The organism is Ligilactobacillus sp. WC1T17 (assembly GCA_900110005.1).
GTDB lineage: Bacteria > Bacillota > Bacilli > Lactobacillales > Lactobacillaceae > Ligilactobacillus > Ligilactobacillus ruminis_A.
Genome location: FOCC01000006.1, coordinates 106,140 through 125,740, shown reverse-complemented (window position 1 = coordinate 125,740; position 19,601 = coordinate 106,140). Strand labels below are relative to the sequence as shown.

The 19,601-nt window shown below is 38.1% G+C and carries 17 protein-coding genes; 15 read left to right on the top strand and 2 right to left on the bottom strand.

Translation table 11 applies throughout. The features are described from left to right. Nucleotides 1-141 precede the first annotated feature (141 nt). From BMX26_RS05315 to BMX26_RS05280, 8 genes are all read left to right on the top strand, one after another. A complete protein-coding gene (locus BMX26_RS05315) occupies nucleotides 142-1,941 on the top strand; it encodes a ribonuclease J (protein WP_075530425.1) in 1,800 nt (599 codons plus the stop codon). A gap of 40 nt (nucleotides 1,942-1,981) precedes the next feature. Further along, nucleotides 1,982-2,857 carry a hypothetical protein gene (locus BMX26_RS05310; RefSeq protein ID WP_075530424.1) on the top strand — a complete coding sequence of 292 codons (876 nt, stop codon included), beginning with the start codon at nucleotides 1,982-1,984 and terminating at the stop codon, nucleotides 2,855-2,857. Between the two features lie 210 nt (nucleotides 2,858-3,067). After that, nucleotides 3,068-4,255, top strand: a complete 1,188-nt coding sequence (gene tuf, locus BMX26_RS05305; protein ID WP_075530423.1) for an elongation factor Tu — start codon at nucleotides 3,068-3,070, stop codon at nucleotides 4,253-4,255. 154 nt (nucleotides 4,256-4,409) lie between these two features. Next, nucleotides 4,410-5,705, top strand: a complete 1,296-nt coding sequence (tig, locus tag BMX26_RS05300; RefSeq protein ID WP_075530422.1) for a trigger factor — start codon at nucleotides 4,410-4,412, stop codon at nucleotides 5,703-5,705. Nucleotides 5,706-5,863: 158 nt separating this feature from the next. Then, nucleotides 5,864-7,099 (top strand): ATP-dependent Clp protease ATP-binding subunit ClpX, encoded by a 1,236-nt coding sequence (gene clpX / locus BMX26_RS05295; protein ID WP_075530421.1) that lies wholly within the window; start codon nucleotides 5,864-5,866, stop codon nucleotides 7,097-7,099. Between the two features lie 92 nt (nucleotides 7,100-7,191). Beyond that, entirely contained in the window at nucleotides 7,192-8,616 is a 1,425-nt protein-coding gene (gene gndA, locus BMX26_RS05290) for an NADP-dependent phosphogluconate dehydrogenase (protein ID WP_075530420.1), read from the top strand. A gap of 226 nt (nucleotides 8,617-8,842) precedes the next feature. Further along, the gene (locus BMX26_RS05285) at nucleotides 8,843-9,529 is read left to right on the top strand and encodes a response regulator transcription factor (protein ID WP_075530419.1); all 687 of its coding nucleotides are present in this window, start codon (nucleotides 8,843-8,845) and stop codon (nucleotides 9,527-9,529) included. A gap of 14 nt (nucleotides 9,530-9,543) precedes the next feature. Then, entirely contained in the window at nucleotides 9,544-11,016 is a 1,473-nt protein-coding gene (locus BMX26_RS05280; RefSeq protein ID WP_412771399.1) for a HAMP domain-containing sensor histidine kinase, read from the top strand. Between the two features lie 62 nt (nucleotides 11,017-11,078). Here BMX26_RS05280 and BMX26_RS05275 read toward each other — a convergent pair whose 3' ends face one another. Further along, nucleotides 11,079-13,694, bottom strand: a complete 2,616-nt coding sequence (locus BMX26_RS05275) for a YfhO family protein (protein ID WP_075530438.1) — start codon at nucleotides 13,692-13,694, stop codon at nucleotides 11,079-11,081. 228 nt (nucleotides 13,695-13,922) lie between these two features. Between BMX26_RS05275 and BMX26_RS05270 the strand changes: the two genes are divergently transcribed. From BMX26_RS05270 to BMX26_RS05240, 7 genes are all read left to right on the top strand, one after another. Then, nucleotides 13,923-15,986, top strand: a complete 2,064-nt coding sequence (locus BMX26_RS05270; RefSeq protein WP_075530417.1) for a peptidoglycan D,D-transpeptidase FtsI family protein — start codon at nucleotides 13,923-13,925, stop codon at nucleotides 15,984-15,986. Nucleotides 15,987-16,121: 135 nt separating this feature from the next. After that, the gene (gene rpmG / locus BMX26_RS05265) at nucleotides 16,122-16,271 is read left to right on the top strand and encodes a 50S ribosomal protein L33 (protein WP_004047352.1); all 150 of its coding nucleotides are present in this window, start codon (nucleotides 16,122-16,124) and stop codon (nucleotides 16,269-16,271) included. A gap of 63 nt (nucleotides 16,272-16,334) precedes the next feature. Beyond that, nucleotides 16,335-16,880, top strand: a complete 546-nt coding sequence (locus tag BMX26_RS05260) for a 5-formyltetrahydrofolate cyclo-ligase (RefSeq protein ID WP_075530416.1) — start codon at nucleotides 16,335-16,337, stop codon at nucleotides 16,878-16,880. A gap of 14 nt (nucleotides 16,881-16,894) precedes the next feature. Then, nucleotides 16,895-17,554 carry a rhomboid family intramembrane serine protease gene (locus BMX26_RS05255; RefSeq protein WP_075530415.1) on the top strand — a complete coding sequence of 220 codons (660 nt, stop codon included), beginning with the start codon at nucleotides 16,895-16,897 and terminating at the stop codon, nucleotides 17,552-17,554. Between the two features lie 35 nt (nucleotides 17,555-17,589). Then, nucleotides 17,590-17,829: a YqgQ family protein gene (locus tag BMX26_RS05250; RefSeq protein WP_075530414.1), complete on the top strand. Its 240-nt coding sequence runs from the start codon at nucleotides 17,590-17,592 to the stop codon at nucleotides 17,827-17,829. Next, nucleotides 17,822-18,781: an ROK family glucokinase gene (locus tag BMX26_RS05245; protein WP_075530413.1), complete on the top strand. Its 960-nt coding sequence runs from the start codon at nucleotides 17,822-17,824 to the stop codon at nucleotides 18,779-18,781. The genes BMX26_RS05250 and BMX26_RS05245 overlap by 8 nt, the downstream gene beginning before the upstream one ends. Before the next feature lie 25 nt (nucleotides 18,782-18,806). Beyond that, nucleotides 18,807-19,226, top strand: coding sequence for a rhodanese-like domain-containing protein (locus tag BMX26_RS05240; RefSeq protein ID WP_075530412.1), 420 nt, complete (start codon nucleotides 18,807-18,809; stop codon nucleotides 19,224-19,226). Nucleotides 19,227-19,277: 51 nt separating this feature from the next. On the opposite strand, the gene BMX26_RS05235 is transcribed toward BMX26_RS05240, so the two are convergent. Beyond that, nucleotides 19,278-19,454: a DUF3042 family protein gene (locus BMX26_RS05235; protein ID WP_075530411.1), complete on the bottom strand. Its 177-nt coding sequence runs from the start codon at nucleotides 19,452-19,454 to the stop codon at nucleotides 19,278-19,280. Nucleotides 19,455-19,601 lie beyond the last annotated feature (147 nt).

The following is a 19,601-nucleotide window of genomic DNA, read 5'->3' as shown; positions in this document are numbered from 1 at the left end:
TTCGATAATGATTTTTTTAAGACGTGCGATTAAAGCTAGCTATTCAAGTTAGCTCAAGAGCTGAAAGATTCAGCTGATATCCATATAAATTATGGCTAAAACAAGTTTTATTGAAATAAAATTTAAAATCGAGGTGTAAAGATGAGTGAGATTAAAATCATTGCACTTGGCGGCGTCAGAGAAAATGCCAAAAATATGTACGCTGTTGAAGTAAATGATGATATCTATATTTTAGATTGTGGATTAAAATACCCAGAGCAAGAACTGCTAGGCATTGACATTGTTATCCCTGATTTTGAATATTTGCGTCAAAATAAAAATCGGGTTGTGGGCGTCTTTTTAACACATGGACATGCTGATGCTATTGGCGCCTTGCCTTATTTTGTAAGTGAATTTGATGTCCCAGTATTCGGATCAGAAATGACAATTGAATTAGCCAAAATTGCGTGTGCTAATGAAGAAAAGGCTAAGAGGTTTGACGATTTTCATGTGGTTGATGAAAAAACCGAAATTGACTTCGAAAATGCAACCATTTCTTTCTTCAAGACAACCCATTCAATTCCTGAAAGTTTAGGGATTGTTGTTAAAACGGCAAACGGAAATATTGTTTATACAGGTGACTTTAAATTTGACCAGACCGCAGCAGTTGGATATAAGACCGACTTTGGCCGACTGGCTGAGATTGGCCACGAAGGTGTATTAGCTTTACTCAGTGATTCAGCTAATGCGGAAAATCCGCGTGAAACCGTTGATGAACATGTTATTTTTGATTTTATCAACGAAACTTTTGAATATCACAAGGGCCGTATTATTGTTGCTTGTGTTGCTTCCAATATTTTACGGGTTCAACAAATTATTAATGCAGCTTATGAAAATGGCCGCAAGGTAGCTTTGACAGGGCATGATGCTGAAAAAATTGTCAAAACAGCGATGAAATTAGATAAATTGCACTTGCCAAGTGATGATTTGCTGGTTTCACTGCAAGATTTGAAACAATATGACGATAATCAAATTGTCGTTTTGGAAACAGGTCGTTCGGGTGAACCTTTGAAGTCCTTGCAAAAAATGGCTTTAGGTCGCCATCGCGCTGTTAATTTGCACGAAGGAGATTTGGTCTTTATTACTACCACACCTTCGCATGCCATTGAAACTACTGTGGCTAAGACGAGAAATATGATTTACCGTGCTGGTGGGACTGTCAAGGCTATTTCTGACGAATTTAATTCATCAGGCCATGCTAGCAAAAATGACTTGGAATTGATGATGAATTTATTAGAACCGGAATATGTCTTTCCGGTACAAGGCGAATACCGTTTGATGTCCTCGAATGCGCAATGTGCTGAAAGAGTTGGTATCGCACCGGAGAATATTTTCTTGTTAAAGCGTGGAGATGTCGCTGAATACACACATGATAAGATGATTGTGGCTTCCAGCGTTGATGCTGGTAATACTATGATTGACGGCAGCGGTATTGGAGATATTGGCAATATTGTTTTAAGAGACCGTAAAGTTTTATCAGAAGACGGCATTTTTATTGCAGTCGTAACCATTGATCGCAAGAAGAATAAAATTGTTGATGCGCCTAAAATTGCTACACGCGGTTTTATTTATGTCAAAACCAGCCGTGATTTAATGGCGGAAAGCTCTGATATTATCAAACAAGTTGTGCAAGACAACCTTGATAAAAAAGAATACGACTGGAGCCATCTTAAACAAGATGTCAGAGATCAGTTGAGCCATTTTCTTTATGAACAGACAAAACGCCATCCTGTCATTTTGCCAGTAATTATGGAAATTAATGCTAAACGTAACCATGGCAAAAAGAAGCCTGATGCTAAAAAAGCAAAAATTACGAAGGCAGACCAGGTAGCTAAGTCTGGCAAAAAAAAGACCAAAAAGCATAGTAAGAAAGTAACAGCTGATAAAAAGGCTGATAAATAAAAAAAGAGCTGGGTAGCCAGCTCTTTTTTTGGAGGAAAATATGGATGAACAAACGCAGATTAAAAAAATTGAAGCAGCGCTTAAAAAGCAAAATTACTTGTCGGCACAAAGCGCGCTGTTAGAGCTTTATCGCAAAAAGCCAACGTTTAAGTTAAATTATCTGCTTTTTTTAACTTATCGGGGGTTAAATGATGCTAATATGGCAACACAAATCGCTGAAGAGCAGCTGTCAGAATATTTGACTGATAATTATTGCTTAGAGCTGTATTTGCAGGAAAAAATTAAAGCCGGCCGAATGTTGGAGACGGAAATTTTATTAAAACAGCTGCAGCCTTATATGAAAACCGGCGAAAAAAAACATTTTTCCGCTTTACTTGTCCAAAGTTATCGTAAATATCAAGAAAAAAATGCGGCTGTGTTGGCAACATGCCAAAAACAATTTAAACATTTAGGCGGATATGAGCCGCATGAGCAAGAAAATATTTTTAAAAAAGCTTTAATGCTGGATCAAAAAACTTATGTACTACTAGCTCAACGCGTTTTGCAAGATGAAGATGTCAGACCTTTGCTAAGAGCGAATACTTTTTTAAATCTCAAGCATTTAGCTGTCATCAAAGCCGTCAGCGTCATTAATCCTGTTAACCTCATAATGCAACAGATTATTCCAGCTGAAGTGCAGGAAATTACGGCTAGTTCAAGTTTTCAAGCTTTAAAAAAGTATTTGGAAGATGACCAACAGGTTCCAGAAGATTTCAAGGAAAATTACCTGCAAGATTTTCAATTTAAAATGATGTTGCTTTATCCTTTTTATACCGAATTGGATTTAGCCGAATCAAGAATTTTATATGATTCTTTTGTGGGTAAAAATCAAACTCAATTGTCTAAATGGTTACAAAAGGCGATTTTAGCGGTTTGAAAGTAAAAAAAAGCTTATGATTACAAATAAATTTGCTTTTTAGTATTTACAAAAGGGATTCTAAAAGATATAATAATTCAAGATTTTCAGTGAAGAAGATTTGAAGTCGAATTTATGCTTTGAATTTTTTGCTGAAAGTAGTATAATATAGATTAAAGGATTATCGGCATTGCGCAGATTATCTTTGCAAATTAACAGGAGGTTCTATTAATGGCTAAAGAACATTACGAAAGAACAAAACCCCATGTAAACATCGGTACAATCGGACACGTTGACCATGGGAAGACAACTTTAACAGCTGCTATCACAACTGTTTTGGCTGAAAAAGGTTTGGCAAAGGCTGAAGATTACGCATCAATCGATGCTGCTCCAGAAGAACGTGAACGTGGTATCACAATCAACACTGCTCACGTTGAATACGAAACAGAAAAGCGTCACTACGCTCACATTGATGCCCCAGGCCACGCTGACTATGTTAAGAACATGATTACTGGTGCTGCACAAATGGATGGTGCTATCTTGGTTGTTGCTGCAACTGATGGTCCTATGCCACAAACTCGCGAACACATCTTGCTTGCTCGTCAGGTTGGTGTTGAATACATCGTTGTCTTCTTGAACAAGTGCGACTTGGTTGACGATGACGAATTGCTCGACTTGGTTGAAATGGAAGTTCGTGATCTCTTGAGCGAATACGATTTCCCTGGTGATGATATTCCTGTTGTTCGTGGTTCAGCTTTGAAGGCTTTGGAAGGTGACGAAGAAGCTAAGGCACAAATCCTTAAGTTGATGGACATTGTTGACGAATACATCCCAACACCAGTTCGTCCTACTGACAAGCCATTCTTGATGCCTGTCGAAGACGTCTTCACAATCACTGGTCGTGGTACTGTTGCTTCTGGCCGTATCGATCGTGGTACTGTTAAAGTCGGCGATGAAGTTGAAATCGTTGGTTTGAAGGAAGACGTTATCAAGACAACTGTTACAGGTGTTGAAATGTTCCGTAAGACTCTTGATCTTGGTGAAGCTGGTGACAACATCGGTGCATTGCTCCGTGGTGTTGACCGTTCACAAGTTGAACGTGGTCAAGTTTTGGCTAAGCCAGGTTCAATTCAAACACACAAGAAGTTCAAGGGTGAAGTTTACGTCTTGACAAAAGAAGAAGGTGGCCGTCATACTCCATTCTTCTCAAACTACCGCCCACAATTCTACTTCCACACAACTGATGTTACAGGTGTTATCGAATTGCCAGAAGGCGTTGAAATGGTTATGCCTGGTGATAACGTTACATTTACAGTTGAATTGATTGCACCAGTTGCTATCGAAAAAGGTCTTAAATTCACTGTTCGTGAAGGTGGCCGTACTGTTGGTGCCGGCGTTGTTTCCGAAATCGACGATTAATATTCAATTGAATATTGAAAAAGGACCTGTTTTCAGGCCCTTTTTTTGTTTTTTAAGGGATAAACATTTACAAAAAGCTGTTTTTAGGATAAACTTATTGAGTATGCAATTACAAAATTGAATTGTAGAAACTATTTTACTCGGAGGGAAAATAATGTCTGTAAAATGGGAAAAAGAAGAAGGTACAAACAACGGTAAGTTGACCTTCGAAATCGAACCAGCTAAAATCAAAGAAGGCTTAGATGTTGCCTTTAACCGTGTTAAGAATTCACTTAATGTTCCTGGCTTCCGTAAGGGTAAGGTTCCTCGCCAAATCTTTAACAAGATGTTCGGTGAAGAAGCTTTATACCAAGATGCTTTGAATGCTGTACTTCCAGAAGCATATATGAATGCTGTGGCTGAATCAAAGATTAAGCCGGTTGATCAACCAGAAATTGATGTTGAATCAATGGAAAAAGATTCTACTTGGGTTTTAACTGCTAAAGTTACAGTTGAACCAGAAGTAGAACTTGGCGAATACAAGGGCCTTGAAGTTACTGCACAATCAACTGAAGTTACTGATGAAGATGTTGATGCACGCTTAGAACAAATGCGTAAGCAAGAAGCAGAACTTGTCTTGAAAGAAGACGCACCTGCTGAAAAAGGCGATACAGTTGTTATCGACTTTGAAGGTACAATTGATGGTGTTGCTTTTGACGGCGGCAAGGGTGAAAACTACTCACTTGAACTTGGTTCAAACACATTTATCCCAGGCTTTGAAGACCAATTAGTTGGCCACAAAGCTGATGAAGCTGTTGATGTTAAGGTAACTTTCCCAGAAGATTACCAAGCTGAAGACTTGCGCGGCAAGGAAGCTGTTTTTGCAACTAAGATTCATGAAGTTAAGGCAAAAGAATTACCAGAATTAGATGATGATTTTGCTAAAGACGTTGATGAAGACGTTGAAACACTTGTTGAACTTAAGGCTAAGGTTCGTGAAGAACTTGAAGCTCAAAAGAAAGCTGAAGCACACGAAAAGATTGAAGATGAAGCTATCTCTAAGGCAGTTGAAAACGCTAAAATCGGTGAAATTCCAGCTGTTATGCTTGATGAAGATGTTCATCGTCAAATGGACCAATACCTTGGCGGCATGCAACAACAAGGTATCAGTGCTGATATGTACTACAAGTTGACAGGTACAACTGAAGAAGACTTGCACAAGCAATTTGAACAAGGTGCTGAAAAGCGCGTTAAGACAAACCTTGTCTTAGAAGCAATTGTTGCTAGCGAAGGTATCGAAGCTACTGACGAAGAAAAAGATAAGGAAATCAAAGATTTGGCAAGCCAATACGGTATGGACGAAAAGGCTGTTCGTTCAGCTTTATCTGATGACATGCTCAACCATGATATTGCTATCAGAAAAGTTGTTAGCGAAATCGTTGATTCTGCAAAGCAAGTTAAAAAAGACTAATTTGCTTTAAAAAAGACACGGCCCGATGCGCTGCAAAGCGTGTTGGACCGTGTTTTTTGCGTGGAAATCTAAATAACTTTTATTTTATAAGCTCAACTATTAGCGTTTACTATCGATGTTTGATAGAATGGAGTAAATAAGCAATTAAGGTGAGATTAATGTACGATAATATGGATCAAAATGAACCGGCTATTTGCTCATTTTGTGGCAAAAGTGAGCACCAAGTTAAGCGAATGATTTCAGGACCTGGTGTTTATATTTGCGACGAATGTGTTGAATTGGCCCAATCTATTATGAATGAAGAAAATAAGGCAGAATCGCAACGTGAATTAACTGAGATTCCGACACCTAAGGAAATTGTCGATATTTTAAATCAGTACGTTATCGGTCAAAATGAAGCCAAAAAAACGTTGGCTGTAGCGGTTTATAATCATTATAAGCGTATCAATGCCATGCTTGATACAACTGATAATGACCAAACGGAATTGCAAAAGAGCAATATTTGTTTAATTGGACCTACAGGCTCAGGTAAGACCTATTTAGCGCAGAGTTTGGCCCGTATCTTGAACGTTCCGTTTGCGATTGCAGATGCAACGACTTTGACTGAGGCCGGGTATGTCGGTGAAGATGTTGAAAATATTTTGCTCAAATTAATTCAAAATGCCGATTATGACATTGAAAGAGCTCAGCGGGGTATTATTTATATCGATGAAATTGATAAAATTGCCAAGAAAAGTGAAAATGTTTCAATTACCCGCGATGTTTCTGGTGAAGGGGTACAGCAATCCCTGCTGAAGATTTTGGAAGGCACGATTGCCAATGTTCCGCCTCAAGGAGGACGCAAACATCCACAACAAGAATTTATTCAAATTGATACAACCAATATCTTGTTCATTGTGGGTGGCGCTTTTGATGGTATTGAAACAATCGTTAAGCAGCGCTTAGGTGACAAGACAATTGGTTTTGGTGTGGAAGCATCTAAAAATTACGATGAATCCAAGAGCTTGATGCAACAGATTATTCCCGAAGATTTGCTTAAATTTGGCTTAATTCCGGAATTTATTGGACGGTTGCCAATTTTAACTGCTTTAGAAAAATTAACAGCTGATGATTTGGTACGTATTTTGACGGAACCTAAAAATGCTTTGGTTAAGCAGTACCGTCGCTTGCTTTCCTTTGATGATTGCCAGTTAGAATTTACCGATGAAGCCTTAAAAGAAGTGGCTCATTTGGCAATTGAACGCAATACCGGTGCGCGTGGCTTAAGGTCAATTATTGAAGCAACGATGCGGGATGTGATGTTTGATGTTCCTAGTCAAAAAGATATTGCCAAGGTAGTTATTACAGAAGAGACAGTTGATGGTATTGGCAAGCCAGAAGTTGTTAAAAGGTAAGTAATCGTTATTTTTAAGGGTTTATAGTTGATTTTATTGGTTTTTTTGGTAAAATTAACGCGAGTACTTTTATTTAGGAGGTTTTTTATAAAATGGATAAACCACAAATTGGTGTTGTTGGTATGGCTGTTATGGGCAAAAATTTAGCCTTAAACATTGAAAGCCGCGGCTATACAGTAGCAATTTTTAACCGCTCAGGCTGGAAAACAGAAAAGGTCGTAGCTGACCATCCTGATAAGAAGTTGGTACCTAGTTATACCATTGAAGATTTTGTTAATTCTTTGGAAAAGCCTCGTCGGATTATTTTAATGGTCAAAGCTGGGGCACCTACTGATGCTACTATCGCCAAATTGATGCCATTCCTCGACAAGGGCGATGTTTTAATTGACGGTGGTAATACTTTCTTTGAAGATACGGTTCGTCGCAATAAGGAATTGGATAATTCTGGTATCAACTTCATCGGTATGGGTGTTTCCGGCGGTGAAAAAGGCGCATTGGAAGGCCCTTCTTTGATGCCTGGTGGCCAAAAAGAAGCTTATGATTTGGTAGCACCAATTTTGAATAAGATTGCTGCCAAAGCAGAAGACGGTGAAGCTTGTGTTACTTACATCGGACCAAACGGAGCCGGACATTATGTTAAAATGGTGCATAATGGGATTGAATATGGCGATATGGAACTTATTTCCGAAAGCTACAACTTGTTGCGTAATTTGTTAGGCCTTTCTGTTAAAGAAATTGCTGACATTTTTCATGAATGGAAAGATGGCGAATTAGACAGTTATTTAATTGATATTACGGCTGATATCTTGACTAGAAAAGATGATGAAGGCACTGATAACCCAATTGTAGACATGATTTTAGACCGGGCCGGCAACAAAGGAACCGGCAAGTGGAGTTCTCAAAGTGCTTTGGAACTTGGGGTGCCACAATCTTTGATTACTGAATCAGTTTACTCACGTTACATTTCAGCTTTGAAAGATGAACGTGTAGCTGCAAGTAAAGTTTTGCAAAAGCCGGCTGAAGTTAAACTTAGTGCTGATGAAAAGAAGAACTTAGTTGAAAAAATTCGGCAAGCTTTGTATTTCAGCAAGATTATGAGTTATGCCCAAGGATTTGAACAAATGAGGGTTGCTTCCGAACATTATGATTGGAATCTTAACTATGGTGATTTAGCTAAGATTTGGCGTGAAGGCTGCATTATCAGAGCTCAATTCTTGCAAAAGATTACAGATGCTTTCAGCAATAAGCCAGAACTTAAGAATTTGTTGCTTGATCCTTACTTTACTGAAGTGACAGCTAAGTATCAAGCTGCTGTGCGTGAAGTAGCTGCTTTAGCTATCCGTGCCGGGGTGCCATGCCCAGGGTTTACGAGTGCAATTACTTATTATGATCAATATCGGTCTGAAGTTTTACCGGCTAACTTGATTCAAGCACAACGTGATTACTTTGGTGCTCATACTTATGAACGTACTGACAAGGAAGGTATGTTCCACTACGAATGGTACCATGAAGAATAATTTGTAGTTCAAAAAAGAAAAAGGCTGGGGTTTTCCCAGCCTTTTTCTTTTTTGGGAAGATATTTTAATTGATTAATTTTGGAAAATATTATAAAATGGTGAGAAGAAAGACTGAAAAGGCTTTAAATTAAAAAATTCCTTTTTAATTATTTCGTAACAGTGTATACTATAAGTAATTGACTAATTTACGTTGAATTTATAAATACTATATTTAGGAGTGTAATAAATGAGCAGAATTTTGATTATTGAGGACGAAGAAAATTTGTCCAATTTTGTAAGCCTGGAACTCCAACACGAAGGCTATGAAACAAAAATTTGTGAAAATGGTCGTGAAGGACTAGATACTGCTTTAAATGAAGATTGGGATGCTATTTTACTTGATTTAATGCTACCCGAATTAAATGGTTTGGAAGTATGTCGCCGCGTACGCCAATCAAAGAGTACCCCGATTATTATGATGACTGCCCGTGATTCTGTCATTGACCGTGTTTCTGGTTTAGATCATGGTGCAGATGATTATGTAGTTAAGCCATTTGCTATTGAAGAATTATTAGCACGTTTACGTGCCGTTTTACGCCGGGTTGATTTTGAAAATGAAAATGGTGCTACCAAGCAGACAACGGTAACTTACCGCGATTTGACGATTGAAAAAGAAAACCGTGTGGTTCGTCGTGGTGATGAAATTATTGAATTGACCAAACGTGAATATGAATTGCTGCTTACTTTGATGGAAAATATCAATGTTGTTTTGGCACGTGATGTTTTACTCAAGAAGGTTTGGGGTTACGAATCACAAATTGAAACAAATGTTGTCGATGTTTATATCCGCTACCTGCGTAACAAGATTGACCGTCCAGGAGAAGATAGCTATATCCAAACTGTTCGCGGGACTGGGTATGTAATGCGTTCCTAAGGTAGATGGCTGAAATGAAAGAAAAAGGGAATAAGAAAGCCTTTTTCTCGCTCAAAGCAAAATGGTCGATTGGAACGGGAATAGGTGTTTTAGTTATTTTCATCTTCTTTTCGGTGCTGCTTTTTCAAAGCTTTTCCAGCTTATTGATGAACCAAGAGATTCAGTATGCTGATGATGCTTTGCGTACAGCTAACAGCAAGTTGTCTGTCAATGAAGATGAGATTACCAAAAAAGTTGCCGTTAAAAATTTAGGCTTGGATTTTGATTCATTTAAAAAGCGGCCTAATTTGTATAAAAATGCTTTTTATACTTCGTTAACGCGTGAAAACATTGGCGTGAGTGTTTACAATGTTTCTGGTGATTTGGTATTTGCTTCAAGAGCTGTCCCCGTTAAGTTCAATAGCCGTCATGATAAACAAAATCGGATTGTAAAGACTAAAAATAAGCAATCGATTTACGTCATGAGTGAACCGATTATTTCAAGAACAACCCATCAAACAATTGGATATGTTCAAGTTACGAATAATTTAGTCAGCTATGATCAAACAAGACGCCGGCTGATATTCATTTTTCTTGTTTTTGGAATGACAGCTGCCATTGCGATGATGTTGTTAGCTTATGGTTTATCATCTTGGCTGTTGCGTCCGGTGGATGATATTCATGATGCTATTAGGCAGCTTAATCAGGGTGATGAAAGCGATGCTTTGGCTAAAGTCAGAGTACCTGAATATAGCTATAATGATGAATTATCAGAGTTAGCGGAGATGTTCAATGGTATGCTGGACCGCATGGAACGCTATATTGAACAGCAACAGCAATTTGTGGGGGATGTCTCACATGAGTTACGTACGCCGATTGCGGTTATTCAAGGGCACCTTGATTTATTAAACCGTTGGGGTAAAGATGATCGCAAGGTTTTAGATAATTCCATCAATGCTTCTTTGCAAGAAGTTGACCGCATGAAGAGTTTAGTACAAGAAATGCTTGACTTATCTAGGGCTGAACAAGTTGAAATTCAATTTGCCAATGAAAAAGCGGATGTTCGCGAAGTTGGTATGCTGGTTTTCAACAATTTTAAGATGATTCACCCTGATTTTACTTTTGTCATGGACAATGAGTTAACTGAGCCTACATGGACTAAAATTTACCGTAACCATCTTGAACAAATTATGGTTATTTTGATGGACAATGCTGTTAAGTATTCTACTGATCGTAAAGAAGTCCACCTTTCCTTAGCAAAAACGAAATTGGAAGCACAGATTGTTGTGCAAGATTTTGGTGAAGGTATTTCACAAGAAAATATCGATAAAATTTTTGATCGTTTCTACCGCGTTGATAAAGCTCGTAGTCGGGATAAAGGAGGCAACGGGTTAGGTTTATCTATTGCTCGTCGTTTGGTGGAAGGCTATCACGGTAAAATGACGGTTGAAAGTGCCCTGGGCCAGGGCTCTTTATTCAGAATTTCTTTGCCGCTTATGCCAGTATAAACGACAGATGAAAATACATTAGAAAGTTAAAAAAATAACCGCCAAAATAGGCGGTTATTTTTTTAACTTCTTTTTATCACAATAATTTGGCCAGTGGCAACTAACATTAAAGAAATTACTGAAATAATCAGGCCCAAGACAAGGTAAGGCGGTTGATATGTCAGTTCAATATGATGCTTGCCTTTATCAACACTTGCTCCGACAAAGGCTTCTTGTATTTTGATAATTGGAACTTTTTTACCATCGACTTTAAGCGACCAGCCTTTGCTATAAGGAATAGTGGTGGCTAAGATTTGATTGCTGGTGGTTTTAAGCGTACCAGCAATCTTTGTTTGGCTATAATGTACGTTTTGAATTCGATTTTGATGGACTTCTTTTAATTTTGCCAAAACACTTTGGGTATCCATGCGATATAAAACAAAATTACTGAGCCATAGGCTATTTTTCTTCAGTTTAGCCGTTAAAACAATTTCATCGCCTTTTTGATGGTTAGCGATATTTAAGACGACGGTATGACGGAAGGTATCATAGTAATTCAGTTGTCGATTGCCAAGATACCAAGTGACGTAATCGTTGTCTAAACTAGATCCTAAAGTCAGATAATAGGAGTCGTTGGTCGTAGGGGTAAATTTAAAGATAATTTGCGCTTCTTTATCAGTCTTAATTTTTTTGAAGGTCATACCCGTTAAATTTAAAGATTTCGGAATATTTTGGAAAACGACTTCACTAAAATTAGTTGGGAAGAAATATTTAGTTGAAGGCCAGGTCCCAGAAGCATAATTGAGCCAATTGGTTTGGTAGGTAATTGGATCATTATACAATTCTAAAGCACTCAGCAAAGATTTATTAGCAGCATAAACGATACCGGTAGCATAAGGGTTTTGGTAAATCGTTGTTTGCTTAGTTTGGGCAACTTTTTGATACTCATTAGTATCAGGTCTTTCACTAATGGTTTGAATTTTGCTGTTTAAAGGTACTTCCGCACTGTTCTTAGGCTGAACGATATATTTCATATTTAGCAGGGTATCGGTAATTAAGGTACCATTGGTGTAAGCAGCATAACTATCACCATCAGGATTGCCGATTTGCCCATAAAAATCTGGGATGGTTTTTTCCAAAGCAGAGCTAAAGTAAGAGCCGGTATTTAAATTATTAGCTAAGCCGTCATTTTTAGTGCGTACATAAAGCATAGCTACACGGTAAAGTGATTTATCAAGGGCGGTCAAAGCTTTTTTATCAGCCCTTAAAGCCGTAGAAGGGATTGTATATTCTTTTTGTGTCAAGTAGCTGATGTTATTTAACGACAGGTAAGCATTTAAACTCATTTCAAAGCAGACAACCACAAAAAGTAAAATATCACGTGTAAGTGTGCTAATCGTAGCAGTAGAACAAGCCAGCAACGCTAGACTTAGTAAGGCAAAGACAGCTGAGACAAAAAGTGTTTTATTGCTCATGAAGTTAAATTTCTTCATATTGATTAGCAGATAAAATAACATGAGCGCATATAAAAAGAAAGGTACAAAAAGTTTAGTGCGGTCTTTTGCTTGAAATGAGCCAAAAGATTGCCGGGCAATGTAGATAACCCAAAAACAAAAGAGAAATGAAAAACGACTAGGGTACCATACGGGAAACTGCATGCCATGCCATAGCAAATCTAAGGGCTCAAAGCACATTGAAAGGATAAAGAAGACCGTAATCAAAAAAGCAGTTAATTTTTGTCTAAGGCTGAATTTTTGATTTAAAAAGAAGATAATAAATAAAAATAAAGCCAAAGTTGACATGAAGATATTCGGCTGTCCGGATGGCATTTGGGTAAAATTAAAAGATCCCAAGGTTAATTTTGACAAAATTTTAAGCGGATTATATTCCAAATGGAAGGAAACTTTTTGCTGGGTATATTGTCCCTTACTGGTAGATAGGGTAAAAATTGTCGGTAAAAGGGTGACACAACTCAGGCCGCCCGCTAACAGTGAACTAAGTCCAAAGGTCAATAGTTTATGCAGGGCATCTTTAATCGATGTCCAAGTGGAGGCTAGATAATAGCAGAGGAATAAAATTAAGAATAGACAGATCATATAGGCCATATAGTAGTTAATGATCATCATCCAGCCTAGCATAAGGATGTATAAGAGCGGCTTTCTTTCATCTAACATTTTGAAAAAGCCGGCAATAATGAGCGGTAAAAAGACAGCTGCATCGAGCCAAAGTAGATTTAACTGGTTGGCAACAAACCATCCCATTAAAGCATAGGCAATGGCAAAAGTGATATTCATCAAGTGGCTTTCTTTAAAACGCTTTTCTAAAAGCCACACCATACTTAACCCGGAACAGCCATATTTTAAAAGGGTAATCAGCATAATCCCGGCAGTGATGGTATTTTCTTTAAAGGGCAGCAAAAAAAGATTGAAAGGGCTGAGTAGGTAATAAGCATATTCGCCCATCATTTCGCCGCCGATAGCTTTAGAAAAAGAGTAAAAAAGTTTGGCAGGATGATGCAAGAGGGTATCACGGTAGGCCACAAAAAAATCGACATACTGCTGTCCTAAATCAACGGTTAAAAGGCTGCTTTTACCAAACGGATACATTCCACGATAGATGAAGTAGCCTAACATGAGGCTAACCGGCAGTAAAAATGCCAATAGAAAAGGATAATTTTTGTAAATAAATTTTGCTTTCATAAAAGAGACAATCCCTTCGACACTAAAAGTTAAATTCAGCATAACACATAATTGTGAAGCGCGCGCTTTTTTGGAACATTTATGGTATTTTTTTAAAAAATAGCTTGTATGAAACAATTTTTACTTAAAATTTATAACTCTTATGAGATATTTTATTTTATAATAATAAGAGTACGCAGTAAAAGCCGCTTGGCTTAGCGTAATGAATTTAGAATAGGGGTTTTAATGGTGAACTTTCTTAAAAAAGCCAGCAATAACCAAACTAAAAAGAATAAGTCACATATTCCATTTCGGTTGAATTTTCTTTTTTTGATTGTTTTTATTTTATTTGCGGCCTTGATTGTGCAGCTGGCATATCTGCAAATTATCTTTGGGCCGCGATTTGAATCTGAATCACAAAGTAGTGATACGCGCACGGAAACTAAAAATGTGCAGCGGGGGATGATTTATGATTCAACGGGCAAAATATTGGTTGCCAATAATACATCAAGAGCAATTACTTATACGAAACCTTTGATTGTTTCATCGGATAAGATGTACAGCATTGCTAATCATCTGATTAAATATGTCGATATTGAAGCTGATAATTTATCCGATTCAAATAAAGGCGACTATTATTTGGCTGATAGCAAGCACGAAAAATATGTTAAAAGCAAAATTAAAAATGCGCGCTCGATTAAGGATTCTTCAAAATTATACAAATTAGAACAGGCTTATGTAAAAAAACACAAGTTGGGCTACAATTTAACGGAGGATCAAAAGAAGGCAGCTACTTTGTATAGCAAGATGAATGGAGCTTACGCTTTATCCACTGTTTATTTGAAGACTAAAGATGTTACAGATGAAGAAATGGCTATAGTTGGTGAAAATATCTCTGAGTTGCCTGGCGTTAAAATCGGTACCAGCTGGACGCGGTCTTATCCAAACGGGACTTCCGTTAAAAGTGTGATTGGAACGGTTACGACCGAAAAGCAGGGCTTGCCTAGTGATTCCATCAATACTTTACTTGCTAAAGGCTATTCTCGTAATGACAGTGTCGGTTCAAGTTATGTTGAATCACAATATGAAGATGTCTTGAAGGGAACCAAAGAAATTATTAATGTTGAAACCCAAAACAACAAGATTATCAAAGAAGTTAAAGAATACGGCGGTAAAAGCGGAGATAACCTGGAACTGACCATTAATGCCACTTTCCAGCAACAAGTCCAAAATATTATCAAGGAAAGCGTGGAATCTATTGCCGGGTCCAACCCATACTCGCCTGGAGCTTATGCTGTGGTTATGAATCCTAATACCGGTGGCATTTACGCTTTAGCTGGAGTTAGCCGAGATGTTTCAACTGGTAAAATCACCGAAAATGCTTTAGGTGCCATTAATCAAACCTTTGTTATGGGGTCGGTAGTTAAGCCGGCTATGGTTATGGGTGCTTTAAAATCAGGAGTTATTACACCTTCCAGCAATACTTTGACGGATGAACCGATTAAGTTAAAAGGAACGGCTACAAAATCTTCATGGTTTAATAAAACAGGTAGTGCTAATCTATCTCTGACAGCATCTGAAGCTATTGAAGTTTCTTCTAACGTCTATATGATGAAATTAGCGATGCTAGAAGGGGGCTTTAACTATTATTCTGGGGCAGCCTTATCACTGCCGACATCGATTTTTACTAAGTTAAGGTCTAACTTCAAACAGTTTGGCTTAGGGGTTAAAACAGGAATTGATATTCCGGGTGAAGCTAAAGGGTTTGAAGGGACTGCTGACCAAGAACATATTGGTAATGCGCTGGACCTTTCTTTTGGTAACTATGATGCTTATACAACCCTGCAATTGGCCCAATATGTGTCGGCTGTAGCTAACGGTGGCTACCGTTTGCAGCCGCATATTTTAAAATCTATCCGTTCGACGAAAAAGGATGGTTCATTAGGTGCTGTTAAATATGAATTTTCACCTAATGTGTTAAATGTTTATAGTGCAAGTTCTAGTTATTGGAATATTGTCAAACAAGGGATGTGGGATGTAGTCCATGGGAGCAGCCAATATCGGACCGGTAGTACTTTAGCCAGCATTTCGCCAAAGGTAGCTGCTAAAACAGGTACGGCCGAAACGTTCTACAAGACTAATTCCACTCAAACACTTAGTCTGATTAGTTTTGCTCCTTATAAAAATCCTCAAGTCGTTGTGGCTTTAGCTTTTCCAAATATTACCGATAATGATGTAATTAATTCGCAAACTGCAGTAAAAATTTATAATGCTTTCTGGAAGACAGTCCAAACCAGTGATGGTTTAGAATAAAACTGTCAAGTAAAATTACTTAACAAAAATTCTAAAAAATACTAGCAATCAAACTGAAAAGATGATATGATATTAAACGTTGGAGATATCTACTTGATAACTCATTAATTGATACCTAGTTTGGAGGTTTGAAGAATGCGCGTAAATATCACTTTGGAATGCACAGAATGTCATGAACAAACATACTTGACAAACAAGAACAAGCGTAACAACCCTGATCGCCTTGAACTTAAGAAGTATTGCCCACGCGATCACAAGGTTACTTTACATCGTGAAACAAAATAACAACAGGTTTAAAACCCTGTTGTTTTTTTGTCGCTTTTATACAACCGTTTGCAAGAGGCAATTATGGACAAAAAAACTTTTCGCCAGCAGCAGCTGGAAAAAACATCCGCTTATGCTAAAACACCGCAATTTTTATTAGATACTTTAAATTTATATCAGCAATTGTTTTTAAATGAATGGTGGAAACAAGCTCGTGTTGTCGCCTTAACTTTAAGTTCAGCCGGTGAAATTGATACGTTACCACTAATTGTGCAGGCCAAAAAAGCACACAAAACTGTTGTGATTCCCAAAACACTACCGAAGCGTCAGATGGCTTTTTGCCCTTTGGATACTGACAGTAAGCTTATTAAAACAAAATACGGTTTAATTGAACCTTTAGATGTTAACACCATGGTTGCAAATGATACAATAGATTTGATAATTGTGCCAGGATTGGCCTTTAATAGCCAGGGGGTTAGAGTTGGATATGGCGGAGGTTATTATGACCGCTATTTGGTTTCGAGCCCAGCTAAAACGCTTGCTTTAGCAGATCAATCCCGCTTTTATCAAGAAGCTTCTTGGACAAAAGACCCTTTTGATATCAATGTTCAAAAAGTTATCCATATCTAAGAGAGGATGACGCGATGGATTATCGGTTTAAAACGCTGCCAGTGACCTATATTTTGCTTTTTTTAAATATTGTGGTCTATATAATGCTGATGCTCTTTGGCGGCAGCCAAAATAGCGCCGTACTCATTACATTTGGTGCTAATTATGCGCCGTTAGTAATATCAGGACAGATTTGGCGTTTAGTAACAGCGATGTTTTTACACGCCGGGTTGGAACATTTAGTGTTTAATATGATGACGCTTTTTTTGCTGGGCACCTATATTGAGCCCTTACTTGGCTCAGGCCGTTTTTTAGCTGCCTATTTATTGAGCGGGCTTGGCGGAGGAATTTTCAGCTTTGCCTTAAATAAAGGCCTGTCAGTTGGTGCTAGTACAGCCTTATTCGGCTTATTTGGCGTCTACTTGATGTTTGGCGAATCATTTCGGCAAAATCCTTATATTAAAATGATGGCGCGGCAATTTTTAATTTTGGTGGTCATTAACTTGGGACTTGATTTATTTGATTCCAGTATTGACATTTGGGGGCACATTGGCGGTTTGTTGGCCGGCTTTTTAAGTGCTTATGTTTTAGGAGTGCCAAAATTAGGAAATGTTGCAAGACACAAGCGGATTATCAGCGCAGCAGCATTTATTATTATTTATACAATAATCTTTAAAATCGGTTTCATTAATTAATGTTTTAAAGTATAATTGTTGATGGAGGTTTTTTCATGAAGACTTTGTATGATGTTCAACAGCTGTTAAAGCGTTTTGGGGTTTTTGTCTATGTTGGCAAAAGACTGTGGGATATCGAGCTCATGGCGCTTGAAATTGATAACTTGTACAAGGCACAGGTTATTGATCAAAAAACTTTTGTAAATGCTAAGTTAGTGTTGGAAAAAGAGCACCGCCTTGAAGAAAAGTATGAAGAAAAACACCAATTTGACGGAGGGAATAATAAACATGGATAAAAAACTTATCGGCGTTGACCTTGGCGGGACAACCATTAAATTTGCTATTTTAACACTTAAAGGTGAAGTTCAGCAAAAATGGAGCGTAACCACAAATATTTTAGATGAAGGTTCACATATCGTACCTGACATTATTGCTTCAATTAACCACCACCTTGACCTTTACAACATGAAGCCTGAAGACTTTGTCGGTATTGGTATGGGGACACCAGGAACAGTTGACATTGCTAAAGGGACTGTTGTAGGTGCTTTTAATCTTAACTGGAAGACAACGCAAAATGTTAAGGAACAAATTGAACAAGGCACAGGCATTAAGTTTGCTTTAGATAACGATGCTAACGTAGCTGCTTTGGGTGAACGGTGGAAAGGTGCTGGTGAAAACGCCCAAGACGTAGCTTTTATTACCTTAGGAACTGGCGTTGGCGGTGGCATTATTGCTGATGGCAAGCTGCTCCATGGTATGGGAGCTGCCGGTGAAGTAGGCCATATCAATGTTGAACCAGGAGGCTACTTATGTACTTGTGGCAACCATGGCTGCTTAGAAACTTATGCTTCAGCTACTGGTGTTGTCCGGGTAGCACGGGATATGGCTGAAGAATTTGCCGGCAAATCGGCTTTGAAGGAAGCAGTTGATAATGGTGAAGATGTTTCCTCAAAATTAGTTTTTGATTTGGCTAAAGACGGTGATGTTTTGGCGGTTAAAGTTGTTGATCGTGTTTGCCATTATTTAGGTTTGGCCTGTGCTAATATCAGTGCTATTTTGCACCCTGAATACATCGTTATCGGCGGTGGTGTTTCAGCGGCCGGCGCCTTCTTGCTAAACCAAGTTGAAAGCTACTTTAAGAAGTATGCTTTTGCTACAATCCGCAATACAACTAAGCTTAAATTAGCTCAGTTGGGTAATGATGCTGGGGTAATTGGTGCAGCATCACTTGCTTTGCAATTTAAGTAATTTTTGGTAAAAGAGAGGGATTATTTTGTATTTTGTTTTAGGTGTGGCACATTCCGTTTTATTTTATGTTGATATTGTTTTGATTGCCATTATTTTATTAATGGTTGGGACCCAAGTATATTGGTGGGCTAAAACCAAAACTGACAAGCGCATTGTTGAAAATGATGACTTTGCTAAAGGTTTGCACCGCGGTCAAATTGTTGATTTGCGCGACGAAGCTAAATTTACCAAGGAACATATTTTAGGGGCACGTAATATGCCATTAATGCAGCTTAAAATGTATCAAGATTCTTTACGCAAGGATATGCCGGTCTATTTGTATGATGATAGTATGCAAACGGCTTTAAGAGCGGCTAACCAGCTGAAGAAACAAGGCTTTACTGAAGTTTATGTTTTAAAGGGCGGATATAGCGCTTGGGATGGCAAAAAGAAAGTCAGCAAATAAATAATAAAAAGCGCAAGCCTTTAAAGGCTTGCGCTTTTTGGTAGGAAATTTTTAGCCTAAATGTGCTGAACGACGCTTGTGCATAGCACGGCGACGGTGTTCATCTAAAATAGCTTCGCGTTCTTCAATAGGCTCAACGACGGTTTTTCTGAAGGCATAAACGCATCCAGCTACTGTACTGAAAGCAGCTACAGCGCCTAAAACAAAACCTTTACCAAATGTTTTCATCTAAAGGACCTCCTTTGTTCTTACTATCATTATGAATGAAGAGACCAAAAATTTCCAGTTAAATACTTCCTTTTTATTAAAGTAAGAGAAATTAACTGCTAAATGTTGTAAAATAATGATTGTGAAATGCTCAAGATGGGGGATTTA

Bases quoted from the DNA above. Each gene is read 5' to 3' on its own strand.
- gndA (WP_075530420.1), top strand. From the start codon at position 7,192: ATGGATAAACCACAAATTGGTGTTGTTGGTATGGCTGTTATGGGCAAA.
- BMX26_RS05280 (WP_412771399.1), top strand. From the start codon at position 9,544: ATGAAAGAAAAAGGGAATAAGAAAGCCTTTTTCTCGCTCAAAGCAAAA.
- BMX26_RS05315 (WP_075530425.1), top strand. From the start codon at position 142: ATGAGTGAGATTAAAATCATTGCACTTGGCGGCGTCAGAGAAAATGCC.
- rpmG (WP_004047352.1), top strand. From the start codon at position 16,122: ATGCGCGTAAATATCACTTTGGAATGCACAGAATGTCATGAACAAACA.
- BMX26_RS05245 (WP_075530413.1), top strand. From the start codon at position 17,822: ATGGATAAAAAACTTATCGGCGTTGACCTTGGCGGGACAACCATTAAA.
- BMX26_RS05255 (WP_075530415.1), top strand. From the start codon at position 16,895: ATGGATTATCGGTTTAAAACGCTGCCAGTGACCTATATTTTGCTTTTT.
- tig (WP_075530422.1), top strand. From the start codon at position 4,410: ATGTCTGTAAAATGGGAAAAAGAAGAAGGTACAAACAACGGTAAGTTG.
- BMX26_RS05310 (WP_075530424.1), top strand. From the start codon at position 1,982: ATGGATGAACAAACGCAGATTAAAAAAATTGAAGCAGCGCTTAAAAAG.
- clpX (WP_075530421.1), top strand. From the start codon at position 5,864: ATGTACGATAATATGGATCAAAATGAACCGGCTATTTGCTCATTTTGT.
- BMX26_RS05285 (WP_075530419.1), top strand. From the start codon at position 8,843: ATGAGCAGAATTTTGATTATTGAGGACGAAGAAAATTTGTCCAATTTT.
- tuf (WP_075530423.1), top strand. From the start codon at position 3,068: ATGGCTAAAGAACATTACGAAAGAACAAAACCCCATGTAAACATCGGT.
- BMX26_RS05250 (WP_075530414.1), top strand. From the start codon at position 17,590: ATGAAGACTTTGTATGATGTTCAACAGCTGTTAAAGCGTTTTGGGGTT.
- BMX26_RS05235 (WP_075530411.1), bottom strand. From the start codon at position 19,454: ATGAAAACATTTGGTAAAGGTTTTGTTTTAGGCGCTGTAGCTGCTTTC.
- BMX26_RS05275 (WP_075530438.1), bottom strand. From the start codon at position 13,694: ATGAAAGCAAAATTTATTTACAAAAATTATCCTTTTCTATTGGCATTT.
- BMX26_RS05260 (WP_075530416.1), top strand. From the start codon at position 16,335: ATGGACAAAAAAACTTTTCGCCAGCAGCAGCTGGAAAAAACATCCGCT.